Raw genomic sequence first — 23,024 nt, forward strand, 5'->3', positions numbered from 1 at the left:
GGCCTGTCGGGAGGGGCGGGCGCGCTCCTGGGCCGGACCCGGGGGTCCGCGCCCGCCGTCGGGGGCGGCGGCTCCCCCGGATCCCGGCCTTCCGCACGCCGCGGGCGGGCAACCGACCGGTCACCCGCCCGTGGACGGTCTCGGGACGCGTCGCCGCCCCCGTGCGCACGCCCGCCCCGGGGCTCCGCGCCCCTTCGCCCCGTCCGCTATCTCAGGCCGGGGGCGCGGCGCAGCGCGGAGGCGATCATCCGCTCGATCAGCGCCGCGTAGTCCACACCGGTGGCGGCCCACATCTGGGGGAACGCCGAGGCCGGGGTGAACCCGGGCATCGTGTTGAGCTCGTTGACGAGGATCTCGCCGTCCTCGGTGTAGAAGAAGTCCACACGGGCCAGGCCCTCGCAGCCCATCGCCTCGAACACGTCGGCCGCCATCGCGCGCAGTCTCGCCGTGGCCTCCTCCGGGATCCGCGCCGGGATGGTGAGGCTGCTCGTCGAGAGGTACTTGGCCTCGAAGTCGTAGAAGTCGAACCCGTCGGCGACGTGCACCTCGGCCGGGAAGGACACGTCGGGGGTCCCGCCGTCCTCGGCCTCCAGGACGCCGCACTCGATCTCGCGGCCGACGACCTGCGCCTCCACCAGCACCTTGGGGTCGTGTTCCCGGGCGGCCTCGACGGCGGCGACCACGGCGTCGGCGTCCGAGGTGTCGCGCACCTTGGTGATGCCGACGCTGCTGCCCGCGCGGGCGGGCTTGACGAACACGGTGGCGCCCAGATCGGCGACGTCGTCCAGCACCCGCTTGCGCTCCGTGCGCCACTGGCGGTCGGAGATCGCGACGAAGTCGCTGGTGGGGATGCCGTTGCCGCGGAGCATGGCCTTCATGAAGACCTTGTCCATGGCGGCGGCGCTGGAGAACACCCCGGCGCCCGCGTAGCGGACCCCCATCATCTCGAACAGCCCCTGGATGGTGCCGTCCTCGCCGAAGGGGCCGTGCAGCAGCGGCAGGACGACGTCCACCTCGGCGAGCCGTTCGGGGCCCTTCTCCGGGTTGACGACCATCAGCTGGCCGGCCGCGTCGAAGGGCAGGGCGAGGTCCGCGCCGTCCTCGGGGACGGTCGGGAGCGCCCGGGTGGCCTCGTCGATGCGCAGCCGTTCGGGATCGCCCGAGGTCAGCACCCAGTTGCCCGTCCTGGTGATGCCGACGGGCACGACCTCGTAGCGGTCCCCGTCGATGACGGACAACACGCTTCCCGCGGTGACGCAGGAGATCTCGTGTTCGGAACTACGCCCGCCGAAGACGACGGCGACCCGAATCTTGCGCTGCTCGGACGACATGCTGCCTGACCTTATCTCGCCAACTGATGGAACCGGAACCGGGAGAAATACCCGTGATGTGTCAGTTTCCCCCGTCGAGGGCCCGGAGGGCGTCCTCGATGAGGTCCTGGGGGTCCTCCAGGCCGATGGAGAACCGCACCGCGCCCGGGGAGATGCCCGCGGCCGCCAGTTCGGCCCCGCTCATGCTGCGGTGCGAGGTGGAGGCGACGTGTCCGGCCAGGGTGTGCGTGCCCCCGAGGGAGGCCGCGATGGTCGCCACGCGCAGGCGGTCGGCGAAGGCCGTGCCCGCCTCCCGCCCGCCGACCGGGTGCACGGTCACGACCGCTCCGCGTCGCCCCGCGTCGAACAGCTCGTCCGCGAGCGCGGACTGCGGGTGCGAGTCGAGGGAGGGGTGGTCGACCCGCTCCACGAGGGGGTGGCCCTCCAGCGCCGCGGCGAAGGCCGCCGCGGTCTCGCACTGGCGCTGCACCCGGAGCGGCAGCGTCTCCAGGCCGCGGTGGAGCAGGTACGCCTCGTCGGGGGCGAGGCAGGGGCCCAGGTCGATGCGCGCCGAGCGGATGCGCCCGATGAGCTCCGGCGAGGCCACGGCCACGCCGCCGGTGGTGTCGCTGTGGCCGCCGATGTACTTGGTGGCGGAGTGCACCACCACGTCGGCGCCGTGCTCCAGGGGCCGGCAGACCGCCGGCGACGCGAACGTGGAGTCCACCACCAGCGCGGCCCCCGCCCCGCGGGCGATCCGCGCCAGGCCCGGCAGGTCGGACACGGTCATCGTGGGGTTGGACAGCGTCTCGGTGAACACCACGCGGGTCCGGGGACCGACGGCGGCGCGCACCGCGTCGAGGTCGGTGATGTCCACGAAGTCGGTGCTCACCCCGAACCGGCGCAGGAGCCGGTCCAGCAGCGAGTGGGTGTTGCCGTAGATGGAGCGGGAGGCCACGACGTGCGCGCCTGCCTCGGTCAGCGCCAGGAACACGGTGCTGAGCGCCCCCATGCCCGAGGAGAACGCCTGTCCGCGCACCTCCTCCTCCAGGCCCGAGCCCTCCAGCGCGGCCACCGCGTCGGCGAACGCGTCGACGGTGGGGCTGTCGATGCGGGCGTACGAGTAGCCGGGGGAGGTCCCCGCGAGGACGTCCGCGTACTGCTGGGAGGTGTCGAACGCGTAGGTGGTCGCCCTGTGGACCGGCATGCGCATGGGGCGCTCCTCCGGAACCGGCGCCCCGGGGAGGGAGACCGCCCGGGTGTGCTCGCCGCCGGACCCTGCTGTGTGTGACATCGTGCTCGCTCTCAGACCCCGTAGCGTTCCGGCTTGCTGCTGCGCGACATGAACGCCACCAGCGCCTCGGCCGGGCTCAGGTCGTGGTGCATCATCTTGACGACGGCCTCGGTGATCGGCATGTCCACCCCGTTGGCCCACCCGAGTTCGAGGACGGACTCGGAGGACTTGACCCCCTCGGCGGTCTGCCTGGTCTCCGCCACGACCTGTTCGAGGGTCTTGCCCGCGCCCAGTTTCTCACCGAAGGTCCGGTTCCGCGACAGCGGCGAGGAGCATGTCGCGACGAGGTCCCCCATGCCCGCGAGGCCGGACAGCGTGTGCTCGTCGGCGCCCAGGGCCACCGCGAGGCGGGTGGTCTCGGCCAGGCCCCGGGTGATCAGGGACGCCTTGGTGTTGTCCCCGAACCCCATGCCCTCGGCCACGCCCACGGCGAGGCCGATCACGTTCTTCATCGCGCCGCCGATCTCCACCCCGACCAGGTCGGTGCTGGTGTAGGGACGGAAGTACGCCGACTTGAACAGCGACTGGAGCCGGACGGCCGTCTCCTCGTGCGGGCACGCGACGACGGCGGTGGCGGGCTGGCGCTCCGCGATCTCCCGGGCCAGGTTGGGGCCCGACACGACCGCGATGCGCTCCTCCGGGTACTCCAGCACCTGGGCGATGATCTGGCTGACGCGCAGGCAGGTCCCCAGCTCCACGCCCTTCATGAGGCTGACGACCACCGCGTCCTCGCGCAGGTGCGGCCGCCACTCGACGAGGTTGGCGCGGAGTGTCTGCGAGGGGACCGCCAGCACGACCACGTCGGCCCCGGCGAGCGCCCCGGCGGCGTCGGCGGTGGCCCGCAGCCGGGGGTTCAGGCCGATGCCCGGGAAGTAGTCCGGGTTCTCGGAGGTCTCGTTGACCGCGTCCACGACGGACGCCCTGCGCCCCCACAGCACGACCTCGACGGGCCTGCCGCCGGGGTCCCGCTCCCGGGCCAGGTCGGCGGCGTCCGCGATGATGTTCGCGAACACGGTGCCCCAGGAGCCCGCGCCGAGAACGGCGATCCTCACGTTGTCGGTACCCATCTGCCCCGTCACGTCCCCGCGCTGCTCTTCCCGTTGTCGCCGCCGCCCGTTCCGCCCTCGGCGTCGCCGCCGTCGGCGAGCCGCTCGGCCCGCTTGGCCTCGGCGGCCTCCTCCCGCGCCCTCTTGAAGTCGAAGGGGACCGCGGGCGGCTCCTCCCCGCGGATCTGCGCCTGGAGCGCGGTGATGTCGCCCATGATGAGCTCGGTGGCCTCCTTGAGGACCGTCGCGGTCAGCGGCCGGCCCTCGAACCGGGACAGGTCCACCGGCGGCCCGGCGCGGAAGTCGATGCGCTTGCGCGGGAACAGGCTGGGCTTCTTGGCCCCGTAGGGCAGGAGGTTCTGCTCGCCCCAGTGCGCGACCGGGACGACCGGCACGCCCGTGGTCAGCGCCAGCCGCGCCACCCCGGTCTTGGCGGTCATCGGCCACAGGCCCGGGTCGCGGGTGCAGGTGCCCTCCGGGTAGAAGATCACCGAGGAGCCGTCGCGGGTGAGGGCGACCTCCGCCTCGTGGAGCGCCTTCACGGCGTCGGTGCTGCCTCGCTTGATCGGGATCTGCCCCGTGCTCCTGGCCACCGCGCGCACCACGGGGATCTTCATGACCCCGTCCTTCATCGTGAAGGTCGGCCAGCGGCGGGCCCCGATGTAGAGGAAGTGCGCGACCGTCAGCGGGTCGGCCATCGAGAGGTGGTTCGCGGCGATGATCACCCCGCCCCGGGCCGGGACGTTCTCGGCGCCCTCCCAGGTCGGCTTGGTGATGAACCACAGCACGAACCTGACGATCCGGGAGACGACCGCCTTCACCCACCGCGATTCTCGTTGCTTGGCCACGGGACTCCTCACTTCATCGCTCCCGGCCCGTCCGGGCCGCGGAGCACAACCGGTTCAGTGTAGGACGTGGCGGAACCCTCCCTGGTGCCCCCGCCGGACCTGCCCGGGAAGGGCCGCCAGGTCGAGGCTCCGACACGCCACAGGGCGCCCGCGCCGCGCCTCCCCCGAGCGCCTACCCTCGTGACTGTCGTGGCCGATTCGACGTCCCGGGGGAAGCGTGACCGGCTTTGGAGTACGGGGCGGGGCGCCGCGCCCCGGGGTGCGCTGGTCCCTCGTCGTCCCAGTCAAGCACCTCGGCCGCGCCAAGACCCGACTGGCCCTGGCCGCCGGGGGGCTCCGCGAGGACCTGGCGCTGGCGATCGCCTGCGACACGGTCGAGGCGGCGCTGGCCTGCCCCGGCGTGGAGGCCGTGTTCGCGGTGACCGAGGACCCCCGGGCCGGCGCCGAGCTGACCGGACTGGGCGCGGTCGTGGTCGGCGGCGAGCCCGGCACCGGGCTGAACTCCGCCCTGGCCCACGGGGCCGCGGCCGCACGGCTCAGGCGTCCCGGGACCGGGGTGTGCGCCCTGTCCGCCGACCTGCCCGCGCTGCGCCCGGACGAGCTGGGCCGGGTCCTCGCCGCGGCGGCCCTCCACGGGCGCTCGTTCCTGCCGGACGCCCCGGGCGTGGGGACGACCCTGCTCGCGGCGGCGCCCGGGCACCCCTTCACCCCCGCGTTCGAGGGGGCCTCGCGTGCGCGGCACCGGAACGGGGGCGCGCACGAGATCGCGCTCCCGGACGTGGCGTCGGTCCGGCGGGACGTGGACACCCCGGAGGACCTGTGCGACGCGGTGGGCCTGGGGGTGGGTCCGCGGACCCGTGAGCTGTGGGAGGCGGTCGCGGGCGGCTGCCTGCGGTCGCAGGGCGCGCCCTGACGCCCCTGGAGGCTCCGGGAGGACCCGTCCCGCGCTCGTGGGACCTCTGAGACGCACAGAACGTCCTGTGGCGCGTGTGACCGTCCTCCGGGTCTGCCGCCCGCTGCCGGAGGCACGGGACGCCCCCGCCGCACCCGGAACAGAGATCCGCCCGGGCTCCCCGAAGGGAACCCGGGCGGACTCGGCCCGTCGCCGTGCGGCGGTGGGCTACTTCTTCTTGTCCCCGTTGACGAGGGCCTTGAAGTCAGCGCCGGCGCGGAACTTCGGAACGAAGCTCGCGGGGACGTTGATGGTGGCCCCGGTGGCCGGGTTGCGCGCGGTGCGAGCCGCGCGCTCGGACTTCTCGAAAACGCCGAAGCCCGTGATGGCGACCTTGTCGCCCGACGCCACGGTTGCCTGAATGGTCTCAAGCACAGCGTTGACCGCTTCGGTCGCGGTCTTCTTGTCTCCGAGACGATCGGAGATCGCGTCGATCAGGTCACGCTTGTTCATAAGGTTCCTCCGGTTCCCCCTTGCTCGCACGAAATTAGGGGAAGCAGAGGCCCTTACACAAATACAAACGCCTACGGGCAAGGCGTGTCGGCGCCTTCCCCACCTGCGAGGGAGCCTCACAGAGGGTGCGGTCTGGACCGGTGGAGCCCCGGACCGTGGTCCCTTTTGACCCCTTCTGTAGCTCTCAAATGCCTACGTATAACCGGATTCCGGGCAGCAGACACGCCGAGCTTAAGGACAGCGGGAACGTAAGCGAACGCTCACACCAAGTAAAGGTAAAATATTTCTGGGCCGGGGGTGTGCTGCGTCACACGACGCCTCGATCCCCGGCCCAGAACACGATCCGGCCCCTACAGGGTCACGGGGAGCCACGGCTTCCGGGTCGTCTCGAAGGCCCCGACCTCGTCGGTGTGGCGCAGCGTCAGGGCGATGTCGTCCAGCCCCTCCATCAGCCGCCAGCGGGTGTAGTCGTCGAGCTCGAACGGCTCCTGCACCCCGGCGCCCGGGGAGCGCACCTCGCGCTCGACGAGGTCGACGGTCACCTCGGTCGCCGGGTCGGCCTCGACGGCCTTCCAGATGCGCTCGATGACCTCCTGGGGCAGCAGGACGGTCAGCAGCCCGCCCTTGAGCGAGTTGCCGCGGAAGATGTCCGCGAAGCGCGAGGACAGCACGGTCTTGAAGCCGTAGTCCTGGAGCGCCCAGACGGCGTGCTCGCGGGAGGAGCCGGTGCCGAAGTCCGGGCCGGCCACCAGCACGGACGCGCCCTCGTACTCGGGGCGGTTGAGGACGAAGTCCGGGTCGGACTTGCGCCACTCGGCGAACAGGCCGTCCTCGAAGCCGGTCCGCGCGACCCGCTTGAGGTAGACGGCCGGGATGATCTGGTCGGTGTCGACGTTGCTGGAGCGCAGCGGCACGGCCCGACCGGTGTGGACGTCGAACTTCTCCATGGGGAGGTCTCTCCTAACGGGTCAGGGGCTACAGGGCGGCCAGGTCGGCGGGCGAGGACAGGGTGCCGCGCACGGCGGTCGCCGCGGCGACCTGCGGCGACACCAGGTGGGTGCGCCCGCCGCGGCCCTGGCGGCCCTCGAAGTTGCGGTTCGAGGTCGAGGCGCTGCGCTCGCCCGGCTTGAGCTGGTCGGGGTTCATGCCCAGGCACATCGAGCAGCCCGCCTCGCGCCACTCGGCGCCGGCGGCCTCGAAGACCTCGCCCAGCCCCTCCGCGTTGGCCTGCTCCTTGACCCGCATGGACCCGGGGACCACGAGCATGCGCACCCCCTCGGCGACCCTGCGGCCCCGGATGATCTCGGCGGCGGTGCGCAGGTCCTCGATGCGGCCGTTGGTGCACGAGCCCAGGAAGACGGTGTCCACCCGGACCTCCCGCATCGGCGTCCCCGGCGCGAGGTCCATGTAGGCCAGGGCCTTCTCCGCGGCGGCGCGGGCCGAGGGGTCCTCGTAGGAGGCGGGGTCGGGGACCTCGGCGTGCAGGGGCACGCCCTGGCCGGGGTTGGTGCCCCAGGTGACGAACGGGCTGAGCTCGTCGGCGTCCAGGACGACCTCGGCGTCGAAGACGGCGCCCTCGTCGGTGCGCAGGCTCTTCCAGTGCTCGACGGCGGCCTCGAAGTCCTCGCCCCGGGGGGCGTGCGCGCGGCCCTCGATGTAGTCGAACGTGGTCTGGTCCGGGGCGATCATCCCGGCGCGGGCGCCCGCCTCGATGGACATGTTGCACACGGTCATGCGGGCTTCCATGGACAGGGCCTCGATGGCCTCGCCCCGGTACTCGATGACGTAGCCCTGGCCGCCGCCGGTGCCGATCTTGGCGATGACGGCGAGGATGATGTCCTTGGCGGACACCCCCGGCCGCAGCGTTCCGTCGACCGTGACCGCCATGGTCCGGAAGGGCGCCATGGGCAGAGTCTGGGTGGCCAGCACGTGCTCGACCTGGCTGGTGCCGATGCCGAAGGCCAGGGCCCCGAACGCGCCGTGGGTGCTGGTGTGGCTGTCGCCGCAGACGATGGTCATCCCGGGCTGGGTGAGGCCCAGCTGGGGGCCGACCACGTGCACGACGCCCTGCTCGATGTCGCCCATCGGGTGCAGGCGCACGCCGAAGTCGGAGCAGTTCTTGCGCAGCGTCTCGACCTGCTTGCGGGAGACGGGGTCGGCGATCGGGGCGAGGAGGTCCTGTGTGGGGACGTTGTGGTCCTCGGTGGCGATGGTCAGGTCCGGGCGCCGGACCTTGCGGCCGGCCAGCCGCAGCCCCTCGAAGGCCTGGGGGCTGGTCACCTCGTGGACCAGGTGGAGGTCGATGTAGAGCAGGTCCGGCTCGCCGTCGGCACGTCGGACGACGTGCTCCTCCCAGACCTTCTCGGCCATCGTGCGTGCCATGGGCGGTCGCCTCTCTCGTGTCAGACGTGTCGGGCTCGTCTCGGTGTGCCCTGCGCGGACTGCGGGCCGACTTGCATTCCATATTTCGAGACGGCAATATCAAGCCATGGACAACTCTAGCTCATCCAGCGGTGTCGGTGTCCTGGACAAGACCATGTCCGTCCTCGACGCCCTGGAGTCCGGTCCGGCCTCCCTCGCCCAGTTGGTCCAGATCACCGGACTGGCCCGGCCGACCGCGCACAGGCTGGCCGTCGCCCTCGAACGGCACCGCATGGTCTCCCGGGACAGCCAGGGCCGGTTCGTGCTCGGCCCCCGCCTCGGCGAACTCTCCATCGCGACCGGGGAGGACCGCCTGCTGGCCGTCGCGGCCCCCGTCCTCGTGCAGCTGCGCGACCTGACCGGCGAGAGCGCCCAGCTCTACCGCCGCCAGGGCGACCTGCGGGTGTGCGTGGCGGCCTCCGAGCGGAGCAGCGGCCTGCGGGACACGGTCCCCGTGGGCAGCGAGCTCCCCATGAACGCCGGTTCGGCCGCCCAGGTCCTCCTCGCCTGGGAGGACTCCGACCGCATACGGCGGTCGCTGGTGGGCGCCCGCTTCACCGCAGCCAGCCTCGCCCAGGTGCGCCGCCGCCGCTGGGCCCAGAGCGTCGCCGAGCGGGAGCAGGGCGTGGCGTCGGTGTCCGCCCCGGTGTCCGGCCCCGGCGGGCGCGTGATCGCCGCCGTCTCGGTGTCCGGCCCGATAGAGCGCCTGACCCGCTCCCCCGGCCGCATCCACTCCCAGGCCGTGCTGTCGGCCGCCGAGAAGATCAGCGAGTCGCTGCACACCGAGGTCGCCCACTGACGCGCCCCGCCGTCCGCGGGGACCGCCGCAGGCCCTCCCCCCGGAGCCGACCCTCCTCGAACAGGCGACCGCGCCCCCGGTGCTCCGGGCGGCGCGGTTCCGCGTTCGGGGCGGTGCGCACGGGCGGTCCGCGGCCCCGGGGCCGCCCCCGGCCCCGGCAGGGCGCCGGCCCGAGGGCCGGGAACACCGGTCCGCGCAGGTCGGTCCGGTCAGGTCGGTCCGCGCACCGGGCCGGTCCCGCCCCGGCCGTCAGGCGCCCACGAGGTCCATGGGCGAACGGGCCGAGATCGTGGCCGTCTTCGTGGACGCCCCCTCGGCCGCCACGGTGAACTCGCTCTCCGGGGACAGGGCGATCATCCCCAGCCAGTCGCGCACGGTCATCCCGCGCACCAGCTCGGTCGGCTTCGCCGCGCCGCCCTCGCCGTCGACCATGACCAGGGCGTGGATGCGGTTGGTGACCGTGGCGAGCACGACGGGGTGGTCGAACGACTCCAGCCGGCGGAAGACGTCCACGGCCTCGTCGCCGGGCGAGCAGACCAGGATGGTGTAGCGCCCCCGGGGATCGCGCACCCGGGGGTTCTTGACCAGGTAGTGGATGAACTCGCGGGTCGTGCGGGCGTGCGCGGCGAGCAGCTTGGACACGCGCCGCACGTCGGGGCTGTCGACGTGGCGCACGAGGGCCAGCTCGACCTTGCGCGTGGTCTGGAGGAGCCAGTCGATCTCGGTGGCCTCCGCGCGGGTGGGACGCAGTTCGCCGTCGTCCAGGCCGATCCCGCCGAGCCAGGCGTTGACCTCGGACCACAGCCACACGGAGGAGCGGCCGACGGTCGCCTCCGGCGCGGGGAACGGGACGCCGTCCCGGCGCTGGCCGCGGGTCCACTGGGTGACGTTCTGCCTGGTCCGGCCGGTGAGTTCGGCGATGTCGGGGACACCGACGAGCTCCCGGTCCAGACGGACCAGCCGCACCCGGGGCGCCGTGGCGTGGACGCGCTCCATGAGCGCCCTGGCCGCGGTGACGGCGTCGGGCCCGGCCCCGGCCACGGTCAGCCGGGTCACCCCGTGGGAGGAGGAGACCACCGCGTCGAGGTCCTCGGTGAGGGTGTGGACCGCGTCGTGGTCGTCCAGGGTGATCCCGTCGACGACGAAGACGAACTCGTACTCGGCCATCGGCCCCGCCCTCCTCCGTCGCACCGCCCCGCGCACCGGGGACCGGGGCGCGCCGGCCCCGCGTCGGCGTTGACAAACGTCAACAACAGGGTACCCGCCGCGGCGTGATCCCACCATGCCCGGGCCGGAACGGGGCCGGCCGCCGCGGCCCGTGCCCGCCGTGCGCGGCCGGACCCCGGAACGCGCCGCCGAGGGGGCCTGCCGGCCGCCCCGCCGGAATCACCCCCGGGGGCCGCTCGCACCGCGCCGGGGGTCGTCCGGGGGCATGGGGCACCGCCGGGCCTCCTGCCTGATCCGGCGTGCGGCCCGGCCGGAGTCCCTCGGCGTCCCGGGAACCTGGATGCGGGTGCAGCCGCAGTCGCAGTACAGGCGGCCCCAGTGGCCCTCGCGCCTGAGCACCCACCCCCGCTCCCCCAGCTCCTTGAGGACCTCCCGGACCTCCTTGTCCTGGTGGCGCCCGGGACCGAGCTCACGGCCGGTCACGGCGCACCGCCTCCCCGCGGGGAGGGGCGTGCGGCCCGGTCGGCCGTCCGGGAGGAGAGGTCGCTCTTCATACGCTCCGACAGGGGGTTGGGCGGTCGGGGAGACTGCGCCGCCCCAGTATTCCAGGGGCGGCCCGCCCGCGCGGGCACACCCGGGCGGCGCGCGGCGGCGGCGAACGGTTTCCGCGCCCCGGCCCCGGTCCCCGCACGGCCGGAGCGCGGGCGGGCGGCGGTTCCGGGACGGACCGCGGCAGGAGGTCCGCGGCGCCGGGGGCGGACGGCTTCGGGAGGCCGCGACCACGGCGGGGTCCGGATCCGACCGGCGTCCCGCCCGGGCGGCGGGCCCGGAGGCCCCGGAGAGGGGGCGGGCCCCGGACGCACGAAAGGCCCCATCCTTGCGGATGGAGCCTGACTGGTACCCCCGAGCGGATTCGAACCGCCGTTACCGCCTTGAGAGGGCGGCGTCCTAGGCCACTAGACGACGGGGGCCGGACTGGTCGGAGCAGGACCGCGAAACCACGATACCCACACCAACCGGACATCGGTGACATGCACCGACCCAGAAAAAAACTCCCACACCGTGGGAGTCTCTCCCTGTTGGTACCCCCGAGCGGATTCGAACCGCCGTTACCGCCTTGAGAGGGCGGCGTCCTAGGCCACTAGACGACGGGGGCGCACCGGATCAGAGATCCGTGAGACTCACGGAGACCGCAAGTCTGCGCTGGGGTACCAGGACTCGAACCTAGACTAACTGAACCAGAATCAGTCGTGCTGCCGATTACACCATACCCCAGTGCTCTGGGAGGACCCGGTAGCTTCCGCTTCCCTGTCCCCCTCGGCGACGTGGATAACTCTAGCGGACATTCGGAGTGGTCGCGAACCGAATACGGGGCGGCCGGCCTGTGGCTCCGACCACCCCGGACCGGGGTCCGCGCCTACGCGGACGCGGAGTCCTCCTGGGCGCGCAGCTTGGCCAGCGCGGCCTCCAGCCGCGCCCGCACGCGCTCGCGGCCGAGCAGCTCCAGCGACTCGAACAGCGGCAGTCCGACCGTCCGCCCGGTGACCGCGACGCGCACCGGGGCCTGCGCCTTGCCCAGCTTCAGGCCGAGCGTCGCGCCGGTCTCCTCGGTGGCGGTCTTGAGGTCCTCGGCGGTCCACGGCAGCCCCGGGTCGGCGAAGCGGGCCAGCGCGGCCTCCAGCATCTCCGCGCCGACGCCCGGCTTCATGGCCTTGGCCCAGCTCTTCTCGTCCTCGACGGGCTCGGGGAGGAAGAGGAAGTCCACGTTGGGCACGATCTCGCTGAGCACCGCCACGCGGCTCTGCGCGAGCGGTGCGACGGCGGCGAAGACCTCGGGGTCGTAGTCGGCCGGGTCCCACGGCGCGGCGTCGCCGGTGAGCCACGGCCGGCAGCGCTCCGCGAACTCCTCGGCGCTCAGCGCGCGGATGTACTCGCCGTTGAACGCGCGGAGCTTCTTCTCGTCGAAGAAGGCGCTGGAGCTGTTGACGTCCTCGATGCGGAACAGGGGCACCATCTCCGACCACGGCATGATCTCGCGGTCGTCGCCGGGGGCCCACCCCAGCAGCATGAGGTAGTTGACCATCGCCTCGGCGAGGTAGCCCTCCTCCTGGTAGGACTCCAGGGCCACCTTGTCACGGCGCTTGGACAGCTTCTTGCGCTGCTCGTTGACGATGACGGGCAGGTGCGCCCACACCGGCGGGGTCAGGCCCAGCGCCTCCCACAGCAGCTGCTGCTTGGGGGTGTTGGACAGGTGCTCCTCACCGCGGACGACCTGGTTGATGCCCATCTCCACGTCGTCCACGACGTTGGCCAGGACGAACAGCGGCGAGCCGTCGGCACGCGCGATCACGAAGTCCTCGATGGCGGAGTGCTCGAACTCCACCCGGCCGCGGATCCGGTCCTCCACCACGGTGGGTCCGCCGTCGGGCACGCGGAAGCGCAGCGCGCGGCCGGGGCCCGGCTCCAGGCTGCGCTCACGGCAGTGGCCGTCGTACCCCAGGTTGGGGTTGTCGCGCCGCTCCTGCACCTGCTCGCGGGTGCAGTCGCAGTAGTAGGCGCGGCCGTTCTTGTACAGCTCCTGCGCGGTCTCGCGGTGCTTGTCGGCGTAGGCCGACTGGAAGTAGGGGCCCTCGAAGTGCGGGTCGTCCTCGCCGATGCCGAGCCAGGCCAGCGCACGGACGATGCCCTCGGTCCACTCGGGACGGTTGCGGGCGGCGTCGGTGTCCTCGATGCGCAGCACCATGCGCCCCTCGGAGCGCTGCTGGGCCAGTGCCCAGTTGAACAGTGCGGATCGGGCGCCGCCGACGTGGAACATGCCCGTGGGGGACGGGGCGAAGCGGGTACGAAGCGAAGTCTCAGTCACGCAGCCCAGGGTATCCGTGGTGCGCGGGGGCCCGGGGGAGGTCCGCCGGCGGACGGGCGGCCTCACTCCTGCGCGGGCCTGACCGCCAGGGGCCTCGGGAAGCCGAAACCGATCCCGTACCCCTGGGCCAGGGCGTCGGCGAACGCCGCGGCGATCTTGGTCTCACCGCCGGCGTTGGGGTGGGTGCCGTCGTAGGTGTCGGCGGCCGCGTCCCAGGACTCCCTGCCCGCGACGTCGAGGCTGATCACGGGCGAGGTGTCCGTGGACAGGTCGGCGGCGACCTCGCGGACGAGCTCGTTGTAGGCGTAGACCCGCAGCGCGAACCCCTCGTCGGACTCGGCCAGGGCGATGGGGAGGGCCTCGGCGATCACGATGCGCAGGTTCGGGTTGCCCGCGCGGGCCGACTCCACGTAGCCGCGCAGCCGGTGCTCCATCTCCTCCATGGTGACGGGCCACAGCAGGTCGTTCACGCCGAGCATGACGCACAGGACGTCGGGCCGGTGGACCCGGACCTCCTCCCCGATGGAGGCCGCGGCGTCGCGCAGGGTGCGCCCCCACAGGGCGTTGTGGTTCTGGTCGAAGTCGGGGTCGCGGTACTCGACGGTGTCCGGGTCGCCGTCGGCTCCGGGCCAGACGACCCCCTCCAGCCCCTCGGGCTCCCCGGGGGAGGGGCCGGAGGGCTCCTGTCCCGGGCGGTCCGCCGGGGCGCCGCCCCCGCCGCCCTCCTCGTAGCCCTCGGCCGGGTCCTGCGCGGGGCTCTCCACGGCCTCGTCCCCGGTCGTGGGGACGGGCAGGATCATCTCCCGGGTGGCGGGATCGGTGTAGGGGCCGACGAAGTCGAGCCCCTCCACCTGCGGGGCGAGGTGGTTCCACAGGTGGTAGCGCCAGGTCCGGTCGCCGTTGGCGCCCTGGGTCATCGAGTCGCCCGCCAGCATGATGCGGCGCGGGTGGTCCACTGGTCCCTCCGCTTCCCGTACGGTCTCGCCGCCGTCGTCGCGCACGGCGGTCCAGTAGGCGGTCCCCGCGACCAGGAGCACGACCGCGAGCGCGCCCGCGAGGACGAGGGGGCGGGCACGGCGGTGTCGGGGGGTCGTCACGTGTGGGCCTTCCGCTGGTCCGTGGGCCGGCGGCGCGGCGCGCCGCCGGCCCCGTGGTGGGACGGTGTTCCGCGGGCTCCCTGCCGCGGCGCCCGGTCAGTCGCGGGCCACCACCCGGTTGCTGATGGTGCCCAGCCCCTCCACCGTCACCGAGACCTCCTGGCCGATCCGCACCGGCCCCACCCCCGCCGGGGTGCCGGTGAGGACCACGTCACCGGGGAGGAGCGTCATGAAGGAGGTGACGTAGGCGATGATGCCCGGGATGTCGTGGATGAACTGCGAGGTCCGCCCGGACTGGCGGACCTCCCCGTCCACGGTGGTGGTGAGCGCCAGGTCCTGGGCCTCCTCGATGCTCAGCCCGGTGGTGATCCAGGGCCCGATCGGGCAGAAGGAGTCGAAGCCCTTGGCCCGCGTCCACTGCTTGTCCTTCTTCTGGAGGTCGCGCGCGGTGACGTCGTTGGCGACGGTGTACCCGAAGATCACGTCCTTGGCGCGCTCGCGCGGCACCTCCCGGCAGGGCCGCGAGATGACGATGGCCAGCTCGCCCTCGAAGTCGACCCGCTCCGAGACCGAGGGGTGGAAGATCGGGTCGTTGGGTCCGGCCACGGAGGTGGACGGCTTGAGGAACACGACGGGCTCGTCGGTGGACTCGCCCGTGACGTCCTTCATCTCCGCGACGTGGTCGGCGTAGTTCTTGCCGATGCAGACCACCTTGGTGGGCAGGACCGGTGAGAGCAGCCGGACGTCGGAGAGCCTGGCCCTCTCACCGGTCAGTTTGATGTCGCCGAGGAGAGGGTGTCCGCTCAGCCGCGCGACGAACTCCTCCCCACTGTCGGAATCGGTGTCGATCAGCCCGAAACCGACCTCGTCCCCGACCGCGAACCGTGCGATGCGCACCTGGTGCCTCCCAGCAGCCCCGTTGTCTCTCTTGCGGTTGAAGCGTATCCGCGTGCCGGGGCCGGGGTGCGGGCGGGACGCGGTCCGGAACCCCGACGGGCCAGGACCGGAACCCGGGGCGCGACGATCCGAAGGCCTCCGGACGCACAACGGCCGAGCTCCGGGACACCAGGGCTCCCCGGATACCCGCCTGGCCCGAACTCCGGGTGAACTCTGGCATGCTGGGTCCGATATCCACTGTCGAGAGGTTGCTCGTCGTGCCCACGTCCGCTTCGCCCACGGGCCGGTCCCGTGCCAGGCACCGCCGACGCCGGTACCCGATGGGGCTGGCACTGGGCCTGTGCCTGGTCTCGGGTGCCTCGGCCGTGCTCATGATCAGCGTGCCCGCGCCGTCGTCCGACCTCGACTCCCCCTCGGAGACCTCCGCCACCGCCCCTGTGGGCGACGGCGTTCCCGACGACTCCGGCGACCCAAGGGCCTCGGCGGAGGAGTCCGGGCAGGCGGACAGCGCCTCCGGCCAGGGCCAGGAGTCCTCCCCCTCTCCGGAGGAGGCGGCGGAGGAGCCCGTCCTCCTCCGCTCCGTGGAGGACGAGGTCGACAGCGCCGACGGCGAGATGACCGTGATGGAGGGTGAGAGCGACGTCATGGGGGACGGCCCCCTGACGACCTTCGCCGTGGAGGTCGAGGACGGGCTCCCCGGCGACGCCGAGGACTTCGTGGCCGCCGTCGAGGAGATCCTGGGCGACCCCCGCAGCTGGGGGGACGACGGGGAGCGCTCGCTCCAGCGGGTGGACGGCGACGACGCCGACATCCGGGTCCTGCTGGCCGCGCCGGACACCGTCGACCGCATGTGCGCCCCGCTCAACACCAACGGGTACGTCTCCTGCGCCAACGGCAACCGGGCGATCATCAACCAGAACCGCTGGGTGGGGAGCGTGCCCCACTTCGACGACGACCTGGAGACCTACCGGATCTACCTGATCAACCACGAGGTGGGGCACACCCTGGGCCACGGCCACGTCAACTGCCCCGGCCGGGGCGAGCCCGCCCCCGTGATGCAGCAGCAGACCCTCGACCTCCAGGGGTGCGAGGCCAACGGCTGGGTCCACCCGGACAACGAGCCCGCCGACGGGTCCGACGAGGACTCCGACGGCTGACCCGCCGCCGCGGGCCGCCGTCCCGTCAGACCTGCGGATAGCCCTGCCGGAGGAGTCCGTAGGTGACGGCCTGTTCGAGCGCCGCCCAGGACGCGTCGACGACGTTGGGGCCGACGCCCACCGTGGTCCACTCCCCCGCCCCGTCGCTGAAGGACACGAGGATGCGGGTGACGGCGTTGGTACCCGAGGTGCCCTCCAGGATGCGGACCTTGTAGTCCGTCAGCTCCAGCCCGGCCAGGGCGGTGTAGGCGCCCTCCATGGAGCTGCGCAGCGCCCGGTCGAGGGCGTTGACCGGACCGTTGCCCTCGGCGGTGGCGATCACGCGCTCGCCCTTGACGAGCAGCTTCACCGTGGCCTCGGTGAGGCTCTCGTAGCCGTTGGACAGGGAGTCGGCGCCCGTGGCCGGCCTGCGCTCGGTGATGACCCGCCACGACTCGGTGTCGAAGTAGCGGACCGGGGACCCGAGCTCCTCGCGCAGCAGCAGCTCCAGGGAGGCGTCGGCCGCCTCGAAGCTGTACCCGGAGAGCTCCAGGGCCTTGACCCGCTCCACGACCCGGCCGGCCAGCGCCCGGTCGCCGGAGAGGTCCAGCCCCAGCTCCTGGGCCTTGAGCTCGATGGAGGCCCGTCCGGCCATGTCGGAGACGAGCATCCGCATGGTGTTGCCGACCAGGGCGGGGTCGGTGTGCTGGTACAGGTCGGGGTCGACCTTGATCGCCGAGGCGTGCAGCCCCGCCTTGTGGGCGAACGCCGACACCCCCACGTAGGGCTGGTGGGTGTCGGGGGTGAGGTTGACGATCTCCGCGACGGCGGTCGCGACGCGCGTCATCTCCGGCAGGCAGCCGTCGGGGAGCACGTCGAGGCCGCGCTTGAGGGTGAGGGCGCCGACCACCGAGAACAGGTTGGCGTTGCCGACCCGTTCCCCGTAGCCGTTGGCCGTGCACTGCACGTGGGTGGCCCCGGCGTCCACGGCGGCGAGGGTGTTGGCGACGGCGCAGCCGGTGTCGTCCTGGGCGTGGATGCCCAGGCGGGCGCCGGTGGCCTCGCGGACCTCGGTGACGACGCGGGTGATGTCGCCGGGGAGCATGCCGCCGTTGGTGTCGCAGAGGACGACGACGTCGGCCCCCGCCCCGGCGGCGGTGCGGACCACGTCGAGGGCGTGGTCGGGGTTGTGGTGGTAGCCGTCGAAGAAGTGCTCGCAGTCCACGAACACGCGCTGGCCGTGTTCGCGCAGGTGGGACACCGTGTCGGCGATCATGGCGAGGTTCTCGTCGAGGGTGGTGCGCAGGGCGCGCTCGACGTGCCGGTCGTCACTCTTGGCGACGAGGGTGACGACCGGCGCGCCGCTGTCGCGCAGGGCGGCCACCTGGGGGTCGTCGGCGGCCCGCACACCGGCCCGGCGGGTCGCGCCGAACGCGGTGAGCTGCGCGTGCCTCAGCGTGAGCTCTCGTGAAGCCCGCTGGAAGAACTCGGTGTCCTTGGGGTTCGCCCCCGGCCACCCTCCCTCGATGAACGCCACCCCGAAGTCGTCCAGCAACTGCGCGATGGCCAGTTTGTCGGAGACCCGCAGGTTGATCCCCTCGCGCTGGGCTCCGTCGCGCAGCGTGGTGTCGAAGACGTGGAAACTGTCGTCCCTCATGGGCGGAACTCCCGAAGGTGGATGCTGTGGTGTGGCCGACCGGCCCCCGCCAACAAAAAAGACCCCCCGTGGACACGAGAGGTCGGCGCGCTGGCGAGGTACGTCGGTCAGCCAGCGCGCCTCACGATAATGAGAACCTGAGACGGCATGAGGTCAGTGTGCCACAAGGCGGCCGGGTCCTCCGTGTTCAGCGGCCGATTGTCCCATTGTTCGAGACGGGAGTTTCTCGGAACGGACGTTTCACCCCGTGGACCGCAGCGCCGGGACACGCCGGGGCCGGGGCGTACGCGCTCCCGGGGAGGCGGCGGCCCGCGCGCCCCGGGCCGCGCGCGGGCCGCCCCCGTCGGGACGGCCCGCGCGCGGCCCCGTCCTAGGCGTCGCGGCCCGAGAACTTGGTGATCCAGCCGTTCTTGTCGGCGCGCAGCCCCGTCTGGAGGCCCACCAGCTCCTCGCGGAGGCGCATGGTGACCGGTCCGGGCGTGCCGTCGCCGACCGTGAACGCGCCCTCGTCGCTCTTGACGAACCCGACGGGCGTGATCACGGCCGCGGTGCCGCAGGCGAACACCTCGGTGAGCTCCCCCGACTCGGCCGCCTCGCGCCACTCGTCGGTGGAGATGGGGGCCTCCTCCGCCGGGATGCCGAGGTCCGGGGCCAGGGTCAGCAGGGACTCACGGGTGATGCCGGGCAGGAGGGTGCCGGTCAGCGGGGGCGTGCGCAGGCGCGCGTTCTCACCCGAGCCGAACACGAACCACAGGTTCATGCCGCCCATCTCCTCGACCCAGCGGTGTTCGCGGGAGTCGAGCCAGACGACCTGGTCGCACCCCTTCTCGACCGCCTGGGACTGCGCGAGGAAGCTCGCCGCGTAGTTGCCCGCGAACTTCGCCGCGCCGGTCCCGCCCGGGGCCGCGCGCGTGTAGTCCTTGGACAGCCAGACGGTCACCGGCTTGACGCCGCCGGAGAAGTACGAGCCGACCGGGGACGCGATCAGCAGGTAGAGGTAGCTGCGGGACGGGTGGTTCACGCCCAGGCCGACGTCCGTCGAGATCATGAACGGGCGCAGGTAGAGGCTGAAGTACTCCTTGTCCGGCACCCAGTCGCCGTCGTGCTCGAGGAGCAGGTCGATCGACTTGAGGAACAGCTCCTCGGGAAGCGCCGGCATGGCCATGCGCGCCGCGCTCCTGTTGAGCCGGGCGGCGTTGGCCTCGGGCCGGAACGACGCGAGCGAGCCGTCCGGGTGGCGGTAGGCCTTGAGGCCCTCGAAGATCTCCTGGGCGTAGTGCAGGGCCGATGTGGCCGGGTCCAGGCTCAGCGGGCCGTACGGCTCCAGCCTGGCGTCGTGCCACCCCCGGCCCTCGGTGTAGCGGATGGTCACCATGTGGTCGGTGAACACCTGCCCGAAACCGGGATCCTCCAGCAGTGCCTCCCGCTCCTGCGGGGTCTTCCGCCGGTCGGAGAGCTGGATGTCGAACGTCAACCCCGCTGTGGTGGTGTCGTTGTTCATGTCGTCGGTGGTCCTCTCGGGTGCAACAGGTCGGCAGCGCCGCCGACCTGGAATCCAGTCTGGCGGAAGAGCGCACCCGGTGCCAGGGCGGGCCCTGGGGCCCGGACACGGCGGCAGGCGCGCTCGGGTTGATCCGGGCGCGCCTGCCGGTGCCGGTCCCAGGGACCGTGCCACCCGTCGAGCGGGTGGCCCCTTGCCGTCGGCCGCGCCTCGGAGAAGGGCAGGGCCGACGGAACGTGCGTCAGCCCTGCTCGGCTACTCGCGCGGCGAGGTCGTCGCCGACCTGGGCCGTGGTTCGCGACCCGCCGCCCTGGGCGCGGGTCTTGAGGTCCGCGGCGACCGCGTTCTCGATGCGGCGGGCCGCCTCGGGGACCCCCAGGTGGTCGAGCATCGTCGCGGCGGACAGCACCGTGGCGGTGGGGTCGGCCTTGCCCTGGCCCGCGATGTCGGGCGCGGAGCCGTGGACGGGCTCGAACATGCTGGGGAACGTGTTGTCCGGGTTGATGTTGCCGCTGGCGGCCAGGCCGATGCCGCCGGTGATGGCGGCGCCGATGTCGGTGATGATGTCGCCGAACAGGTTGTCGGTGACGACCACGTCGAAGCGCGCGGGCTGGTTGACGAAGAACATCGACGCGGCGTCGACGTGGCAGTAGTCCACGGCGACCTGCGGGTACTCGGAGCCGACCTCCCGCACCACGCGCTGCCACAGCTCGCCGGCGAAGGTCAGGACGTTGTCCTTGTGGACCAGCGTGAGCTTCCTGCGCGGTCGGGACGCGGCCTTCTCGAAGGCGTAGCGGACCACGCGCTCCACGCCGAAGCGGGTGTTGACGCTGTCCTGCGTGGCGACCTCGTGGGGGGTGCCCTTGCGCAGCACGCCGCCGGCTCCGGCGTAGGGGCCCTCGGTGCCCTCGCGGACCACGAGCATGTCGATGTCCTCGGGGCCCACGCCCGCGAGCGGGCTGGCCACCCCCGGGTACAGGCGGACCGGGCGCAGGTTGACGTAGTGGTCGAAGTCGAAGCGCAGGCGCAGCAGCAGCCCGCGCTCCAGCACGCCGCTGGGCACGGACGGGTCGCCGACCGCGCCGAGGTAGAGGGCCTCGTGTCCGGCCAGCTCGGTCCGGACCGATTCGGGCAGCGTCTCGCCCGTGCGGTGCCAGAGCTTCGCGCCCAGCTCGTACTCGGTGGTCTCCACGGCGAGGTCCTGCTGGGCGGCCGCGACCTCCAGCACCTTGAGCCCTTCGGCCACGACCTCGGGGCCGATCCCGTCGCCGGGGATGACGGCCAGTTTCACGGTGCGAGCTGCCATACGGACTGCCTCTGCTTCGGGTACGACCCCACCGGGTACTTCTCAGATGGTGAGATCAAATTGAACACTGGATGAGACAACCTTACCGGCCCGGAAGACCCGGGGCGTCCCGCCCGCGCGATTTTCCGCCGTGGGTCCGGACCGCCCCCGGGCCCCCTTCGCGGAGCGGGGCCCGTGCGGCGGCGCCGGGGCGGCGGACCCCGGAACACGGCCGCCCGCCGGGCGCCGGGGGCGCCCCGCGCGACGGGCCGGCGGACTCAGGCCCGGCGGTTCAGGGCGTCCTGGAGGGCGCGGTTGAGCTCGTCCTCGGAGTCGGGCGCGGTGGGGTACTCGATCATGTCGTACATGCGATCCTCCGGATGCGTTGCGTGACCGGCCCTGGGAACGGCCCGGCCACGGGTCTTCGCGGTTGCGCCCTGCGGCGCCGCGCGCTCGGCGGCCGCGGCCCGGCGGGATGGCGCCGAACGGCGGTGGAGCGCGGAACGTGGGCGGCGGTGCCCACCGGAACAGGAGCTCGCCCCCGGCGGGATCGTCTGCCGGAATCGCCGACGCGGGCCCCGGTCGGAGCGGGCGCGGCACTGGGTGGCGGCGTACGGCGGTGGAGCCGACGCCGCCAACTCCTAGGACTTCAGAATATCGGATGTCCAACTATATGACCAGCAATTCCCACGATGTGAGACATGCTGGTGTCGCCGCAGCTCAACCGGGCGTCCCGGCTCCGTCACGGCCCCTGCACACGCGCTCCCCGGGCGGCCCGGCCGAGCAGCAGCCGCACGCCGAGGCCGCGGACGAGCACCCGGATACGGCGCTCCCAGCGGTCGGCGGCGGCGCGGTGCCGGTCGGCCGCCCTCAGCGCCCGCCTCATCCGCCTGTGCCAGTCGGCCGGCGGCCCCTCCCCGCCGGGGCGGTCCGCCTCCAGCACCTCGGCCGGATCGACCTCGTACTCGCCCCACAGCGCGGCCACCACGGCGTCGAGGTCCGGCCCGGAGGCCCCCAGGCGCCGGGCGCGGGCGAAGGCGGCGGTCCGCTCCAGGCGGAGCCCGCCCGCACCGCGTACGCGGACGAGGCCCGCACCGCACGCGTCCGCCGCGGCGGCCAGGGCGTCCACGGCCCGGGGGCGCACGGGCGCCCCGGGCGGAACCAGGAGCCGGAACGGGACGTCCGGGTCCGCCCGCGGCGCCTCCTCGGCGAACACCACCCGCGACTCGCACCGGAAGGCCTCCCGCACCAGCCTCCGCTCCGCGTCCGGATCGTCCAGGACGGCGTGCCTGCCGGAGGGCACGTCCCGCCACGGCCCCACCAGCGTGATCCGCACATCCGCCGCGTCACCCCCCAGCAGGCGCTCCACCGTGTCCGACACCGCCCCGAACCGGGCCCCCTCCACCTCCACCACCACCTCCGCGAAGGGCACCTGCCACTCCCGGCGACGCGAGGCCCGGCGGGAGCGCAGGAGCGGGACCCCGTTCTCCAGGCGGAGCCGGTGGAGACGGGCGCCACCGTCCTCCCGGCCGTCCCCCCGCGGCCCGCCGGGGCCCCCGACCACCGCGGCGGGCTCCGGGACGAACACCGCGCCCCGCTGCGCCAGCCGGTACGCCAGGTGGTCCTCCCCTCCCACGCGCCCGGCGGGACCGCTCCCCCCGCACTCGGCCAGCAGCCCGCCCCGCACCGACCAGGCCGACCCGGCGAGGGCGCGCCACGCCCGGTGTCCCGCGTTCCCCGGCCCCTCCGAGGGATCGTGGTCCCCGGAGGCCGCTGCCTCCGGTCCCGGCCCCCCGTCCGGCTCCGGGGAGGCCGCCCCGCTCAGCACCACGAGGTGGTCGGCGAGGTGGTGCCAGCGCATGTGCGCCTCCACGTGGGTGCGGCCGACCTCCGTGCCGGCCTCCAGCCACAGCACCGCCGCGTCCGGGGAGGACTCCGCCACCGCCCGTACCGCGTCCTGCGGTCCCGACCGGCCGGGGCCGGCGGCGAGGGTCCTCGTGTTCCCCGGGCGGACCTGCGGCAGCCGGACCGGCGTGCCGCCGTCGTCCACCACCACGACCTCCGTGAGCCGCGCCGGATAGGTCTGCTCCGCCAGGGACGCCAGCGTCGGGCCGAGCCGCCCCCGCACACCGCACGCACGGACGACCACGACGGCGTCCAGCTCCGGCTCCCATCCGCCCAGGTCCGGCGGCTCCGGCGCCGGGTGGTCGTTGAGGGGGGCACGGGCGGGACCCGTCCCGGCCCGTCCCGCCCGCGCGCCGACGCTGCCCCGTGCCCCGACCGTCTCCGCCATTGCGC

19 protein-coding genes and 3 tRNA genes are annotated in these 23,024 nt (G+C 73.2%); 3 read left to right on the plus strand and 19 right to left on the minus strand.

Annotated features, from left to right (window positions below; all coding sequences use genetic code 11):
* Window positions 1-206 precede the first annotated feature (206 nt).
* From ACQPYD_RS27815 to ACQPYD_RS27830, 4 genes are all read right to left on the minus strand, one after another.
* On the minus strand, window positions 207-1,331 hold the full coding sequence (locus tag ACQPYD_RS27815) for a D-alanine--D-alanine ligase family protein (protein WP_433698383.1): 1,125 nt from the start codon (window positions 1,329-1,331) through the stop codon (window positions 207-209).
* Between the two features lie 61 nt (window positions 1,332-1,392).
* Entirely contained in the window at window positions 1,393-2,604 is a 1,212-nt protein-coding gene (locus tag ACQPYD_RS27820; RefSeq protein WP_433698384.1) for a trans-sulfuration enzyme family protein, read from the minus strand.
* 11 nt (window positions 2,605-2,615) lie between these two features.
* Window positions 2,616-3,671 (minus strand): NAD(P)H-dependent glycerol-3-phosphate dehydrogenase, encoded by a 1,056-nt coding sequence (locus tag ACQPYD_RS27825; RefSeq protein ID WP_433698385.1) that lies wholly within the window; start codon window positions 3,669-3,671, stop codon window positions 2,616-2,618.
* A gap of 8 nt (window positions 3,672-3,679) precedes the next feature.
* On the minus strand, window positions 3,680-4,498 hold the full coding sequence (locus ACQPYD_RS27830) for a lysophospholipid acyltransferase family protein (RefSeq protein WP_433698386.1): 819 nt from the start codon (window positions 4,496-4,498) through the stop codon (window positions 3,680-3,682).
* 217 nt (window positions 4,499-4,715) lie between these two features.
* Here ACQPYD_RS27830 and cofC point away from each other — a divergent pair, with 217 nt between their 5' ends.
* Window positions 4,716-5,411: a 2-phospho-L-lactate guanylyltransferase gene (cofC, locus tag ACQPYD_RS27835; RefSeq protein WP_433698387.1), complete on the plus strand. Its 696-nt coding sequence runs from the start codon at window positions 4,716-4,718 to the stop codon at window positions 5,409-5,411.
* Between the two features lie 207 nt (window positions 5,412-5,618).
* On the opposite strand, the gene ACQPYD_RS27840 is transcribed toward cofC, so the two are convergent.
* The 3 genes from ACQPYD_RS27840 to leuC form a co-directional block, all read right to left on the minus strand.
* Entirely contained in the window at window positions 5,619-5,903 is a 285-nt protein-coding gene (locus tag ACQPYD_RS27840; RefSeq protein WP_267946479.1) for an HU family DNA-binding protein, read from the minus strand.
* A 350-nt stretch (window positions 5,904-6,253) separates the two neighbouring features.
* Window positions 6,254-6,850 (minus strand): 3-isopropylmalate dehydratase small subunit, encoded by a 597-nt coding sequence (gene leuD / locus ACQPYD_RS27845; RefSeq protein WP_433698388.1) that lies wholly within the window; start codon window positions 6,848-6,850, stop codon window positions 6,254-6,256.
* A gap of 28 nt (window positions 6,851-6,878) precedes the next feature.
* Window positions 6,879-8,285 carry a 3-isopropylmalate dehydratase large subunit gene (gene leuC, locus ACQPYD_RS27850; protein WP_267946481.1) on the minus strand — a complete coding sequence of 469 codons (1,407 nt, stop codon included), beginning with the start codon at window positions 8,283-8,285 and terminating at the stop codon, window positions 6,879-6,881.
* 154 nt (window positions 8,286-8,439) lie between these two features.
* Here leuC and ACQPYD_RS27855 point away from each other — a divergent pair, with 154 nt between their 5' ends.
* Entirely contained in the window at window positions 8,440-9,123 is a 684-nt protein-coding gene (locus ACQPYD_RS27855; protein WP_276567193.1) for an IclR family transcriptional regulator, read from the plus strand.
* 249 nt (window positions 9,124-9,372) lie between these two features.
* Here ACQPYD_RS27855 and ACQPYD_RS27860 read toward each other — a convergent pair whose 3' ends face one another.
* From ACQPYD_RS27860 to ACQPYD_RS27895, 8 genes are all read right to left on the minus strand, one after another.
* The gene (locus tag ACQPYD_RS27860) at window positions 9,373-10,290 is read right to left on the minus strand and encodes a helix-turn-helix transcriptional regulator (protein ID WP_433698389.1); all 918 of its coding nucleotides are present in this window, start codon (window positions 10,288-10,290) and stop codon (window positions 9,373-9,375) included.
* 219 nt (window positions 10,291-10,509) lie between these two features.
* Window positions 10,510-10,773 (minus strand): hypothetical protein, encoded by a 264-nt coding sequence (locus ACQPYD_RS27865; protein ID WP_267946484.1) that lies wholly within the window; start codon window positions 10,771-10,773, stop codon window positions 10,510-10,512.
* A gap of 412 nt (window positions 10,774-11,185) precedes the next feature.
* Window positions 11,186-11,261, minus strand: a tRNA-Glu gene (locus ACQPYD_RS27870).
* A 109-nt stretch (window positions 11,262-11,370) separates the two neighbouring features.
* Window positions 11,371-11,446 (minus strand) — tRNA-Glu (locus ACQPYD_RS27875).
* Window positions 11,447-11,493: 47 nt separating this feature from the next.
* A tRNA-Gln gene (locus ACQPYD_RS27880) sits at window positions 11,494-11,565 on the minus strand.
* A 142-nt stretch (window positions 11,566-11,707) separates the two neighbouring features.
* Window positions 11,708-13,105 carry a glutamate--tRNA ligase gene (gltX, locus tag ACQPYD_RS27885; protein ID WP_433702156.1) on the minus strand — a complete coding sequence of 466 codons (1,398 nt, stop codon included), beginning with the start codon at window positions 13,103-13,105 and terminating at the stop codon, window positions 11,708-11,710.
* Between the two features lie 110 nt (window positions 13,106-13,215).
* Entirely contained in the window at window positions 13,216-14,250 is a 1,035-nt protein-coding gene (locus tag ACQPYD_RS27890; protein ID WP_433698390.1) for a GDSL-type esterase/lipase family protein, read from the minus strand.
* Window positions 14,251-14,346: 96 nt separating this feature from the next.
* On the minus strand, window positions 14,347-15,147 hold the full coding sequence (locus ACQPYD_RS27895; RefSeq protein ID WP_433698391.1) for a fumarylacetoacetate hydrolase family protein: 801 nt from the start codon (window positions 15,145-15,147) through the stop codon (window positions 14,347-14,349).
* Between the two features lie 320 nt (window positions 15,148-15,467).
* Here ACQPYD_RS27895 and ACQPYD_RS27900 point away from each other — a divergent pair, with 320 nt between their 5' ends.
* Window positions 15,468-16,304 carry a DUF3152 domain-containing protein gene (locus tag ACQPYD_RS27900; RefSeq protein ID WP_433702157.1) on the plus strand — a complete coding sequence of 279 codons (837 nt, stop codon included), beginning with the start codon at window positions 15,468-15,470 and terminating at the stop codon, window positions 16,302-16,304.
* A gap of 25 nt (window positions 16,305-16,329) precedes the next feature.
* Here ACQPYD_RS27900 and cimA read toward each other — a convergent pair whose 3' ends face one another.
* From cimA to ACQPYD_RS27920, 4 genes are all read right to left on the minus strand, one after another.
* Entirely contained in the window at window positions 16,330-17,940 is a 1,611-nt protein-coding gene (gene cimA / locus ACQPYD_RS27905; protein ID WP_267946488.1) for a citramalate synthase, read from the minus strand.
* A 370-nt stretch (window positions 17,941-18,310) separates the two neighbouring features.
* The gene (locus tag ACQPYD_RS27910) at window positions 18,311-19,441 is read right to left on the minus strand and encodes a branched-chain amino acid aminotransferase (RefSeq protein WP_433698392.1); all 1,131 of its coding nucleotides are present in this window, start codon (window positions 19,439-19,441) and stop codon (window positions 18,311-18,313) included.
* A 241-nt stretch (window positions 19,442-19,682) separates the two neighbouring features.
* Window positions 19,683-20,747 (minus strand): 3-isopropylmalate dehydrogenase, encoded by a 1,065-nt coding sequence (locus tag ACQPYD_RS27915; protein ID WP_433698393.1) that lies wholly within the window; start codon window positions 20,745-20,747, stop codon window positions 19,683-19,685.
* 721 nt (window positions 20,748-21,468) lie between these two features.
* The gene (locus ACQPYD_RS27920; RefSeq protein ID WP_433698394.1) at window positions 21,469-23,019 is read right to left on the minus strand and encodes a glycosyltransferase family 2 protein; all 1,551 of its coding nucleotides are present in this window, start codon (window positions 23,017-23,019) and stop codon (window positions 21,469-21,471) included.
* Window positions 23,020-23,024: the final 5 nt, after the last annotated feature.

The sequence above is a fragment of the Nocardiopsis sp. CA-288880 genome, from assembly GCF_050955985.1.
GTDB classification, from domain to species: Bacteria; Actinomycetota; Actinomycetes; order Streptosporangiales; family Streptosporangiaceae; genus Nocardiopsis; species Nocardiopsis tropica.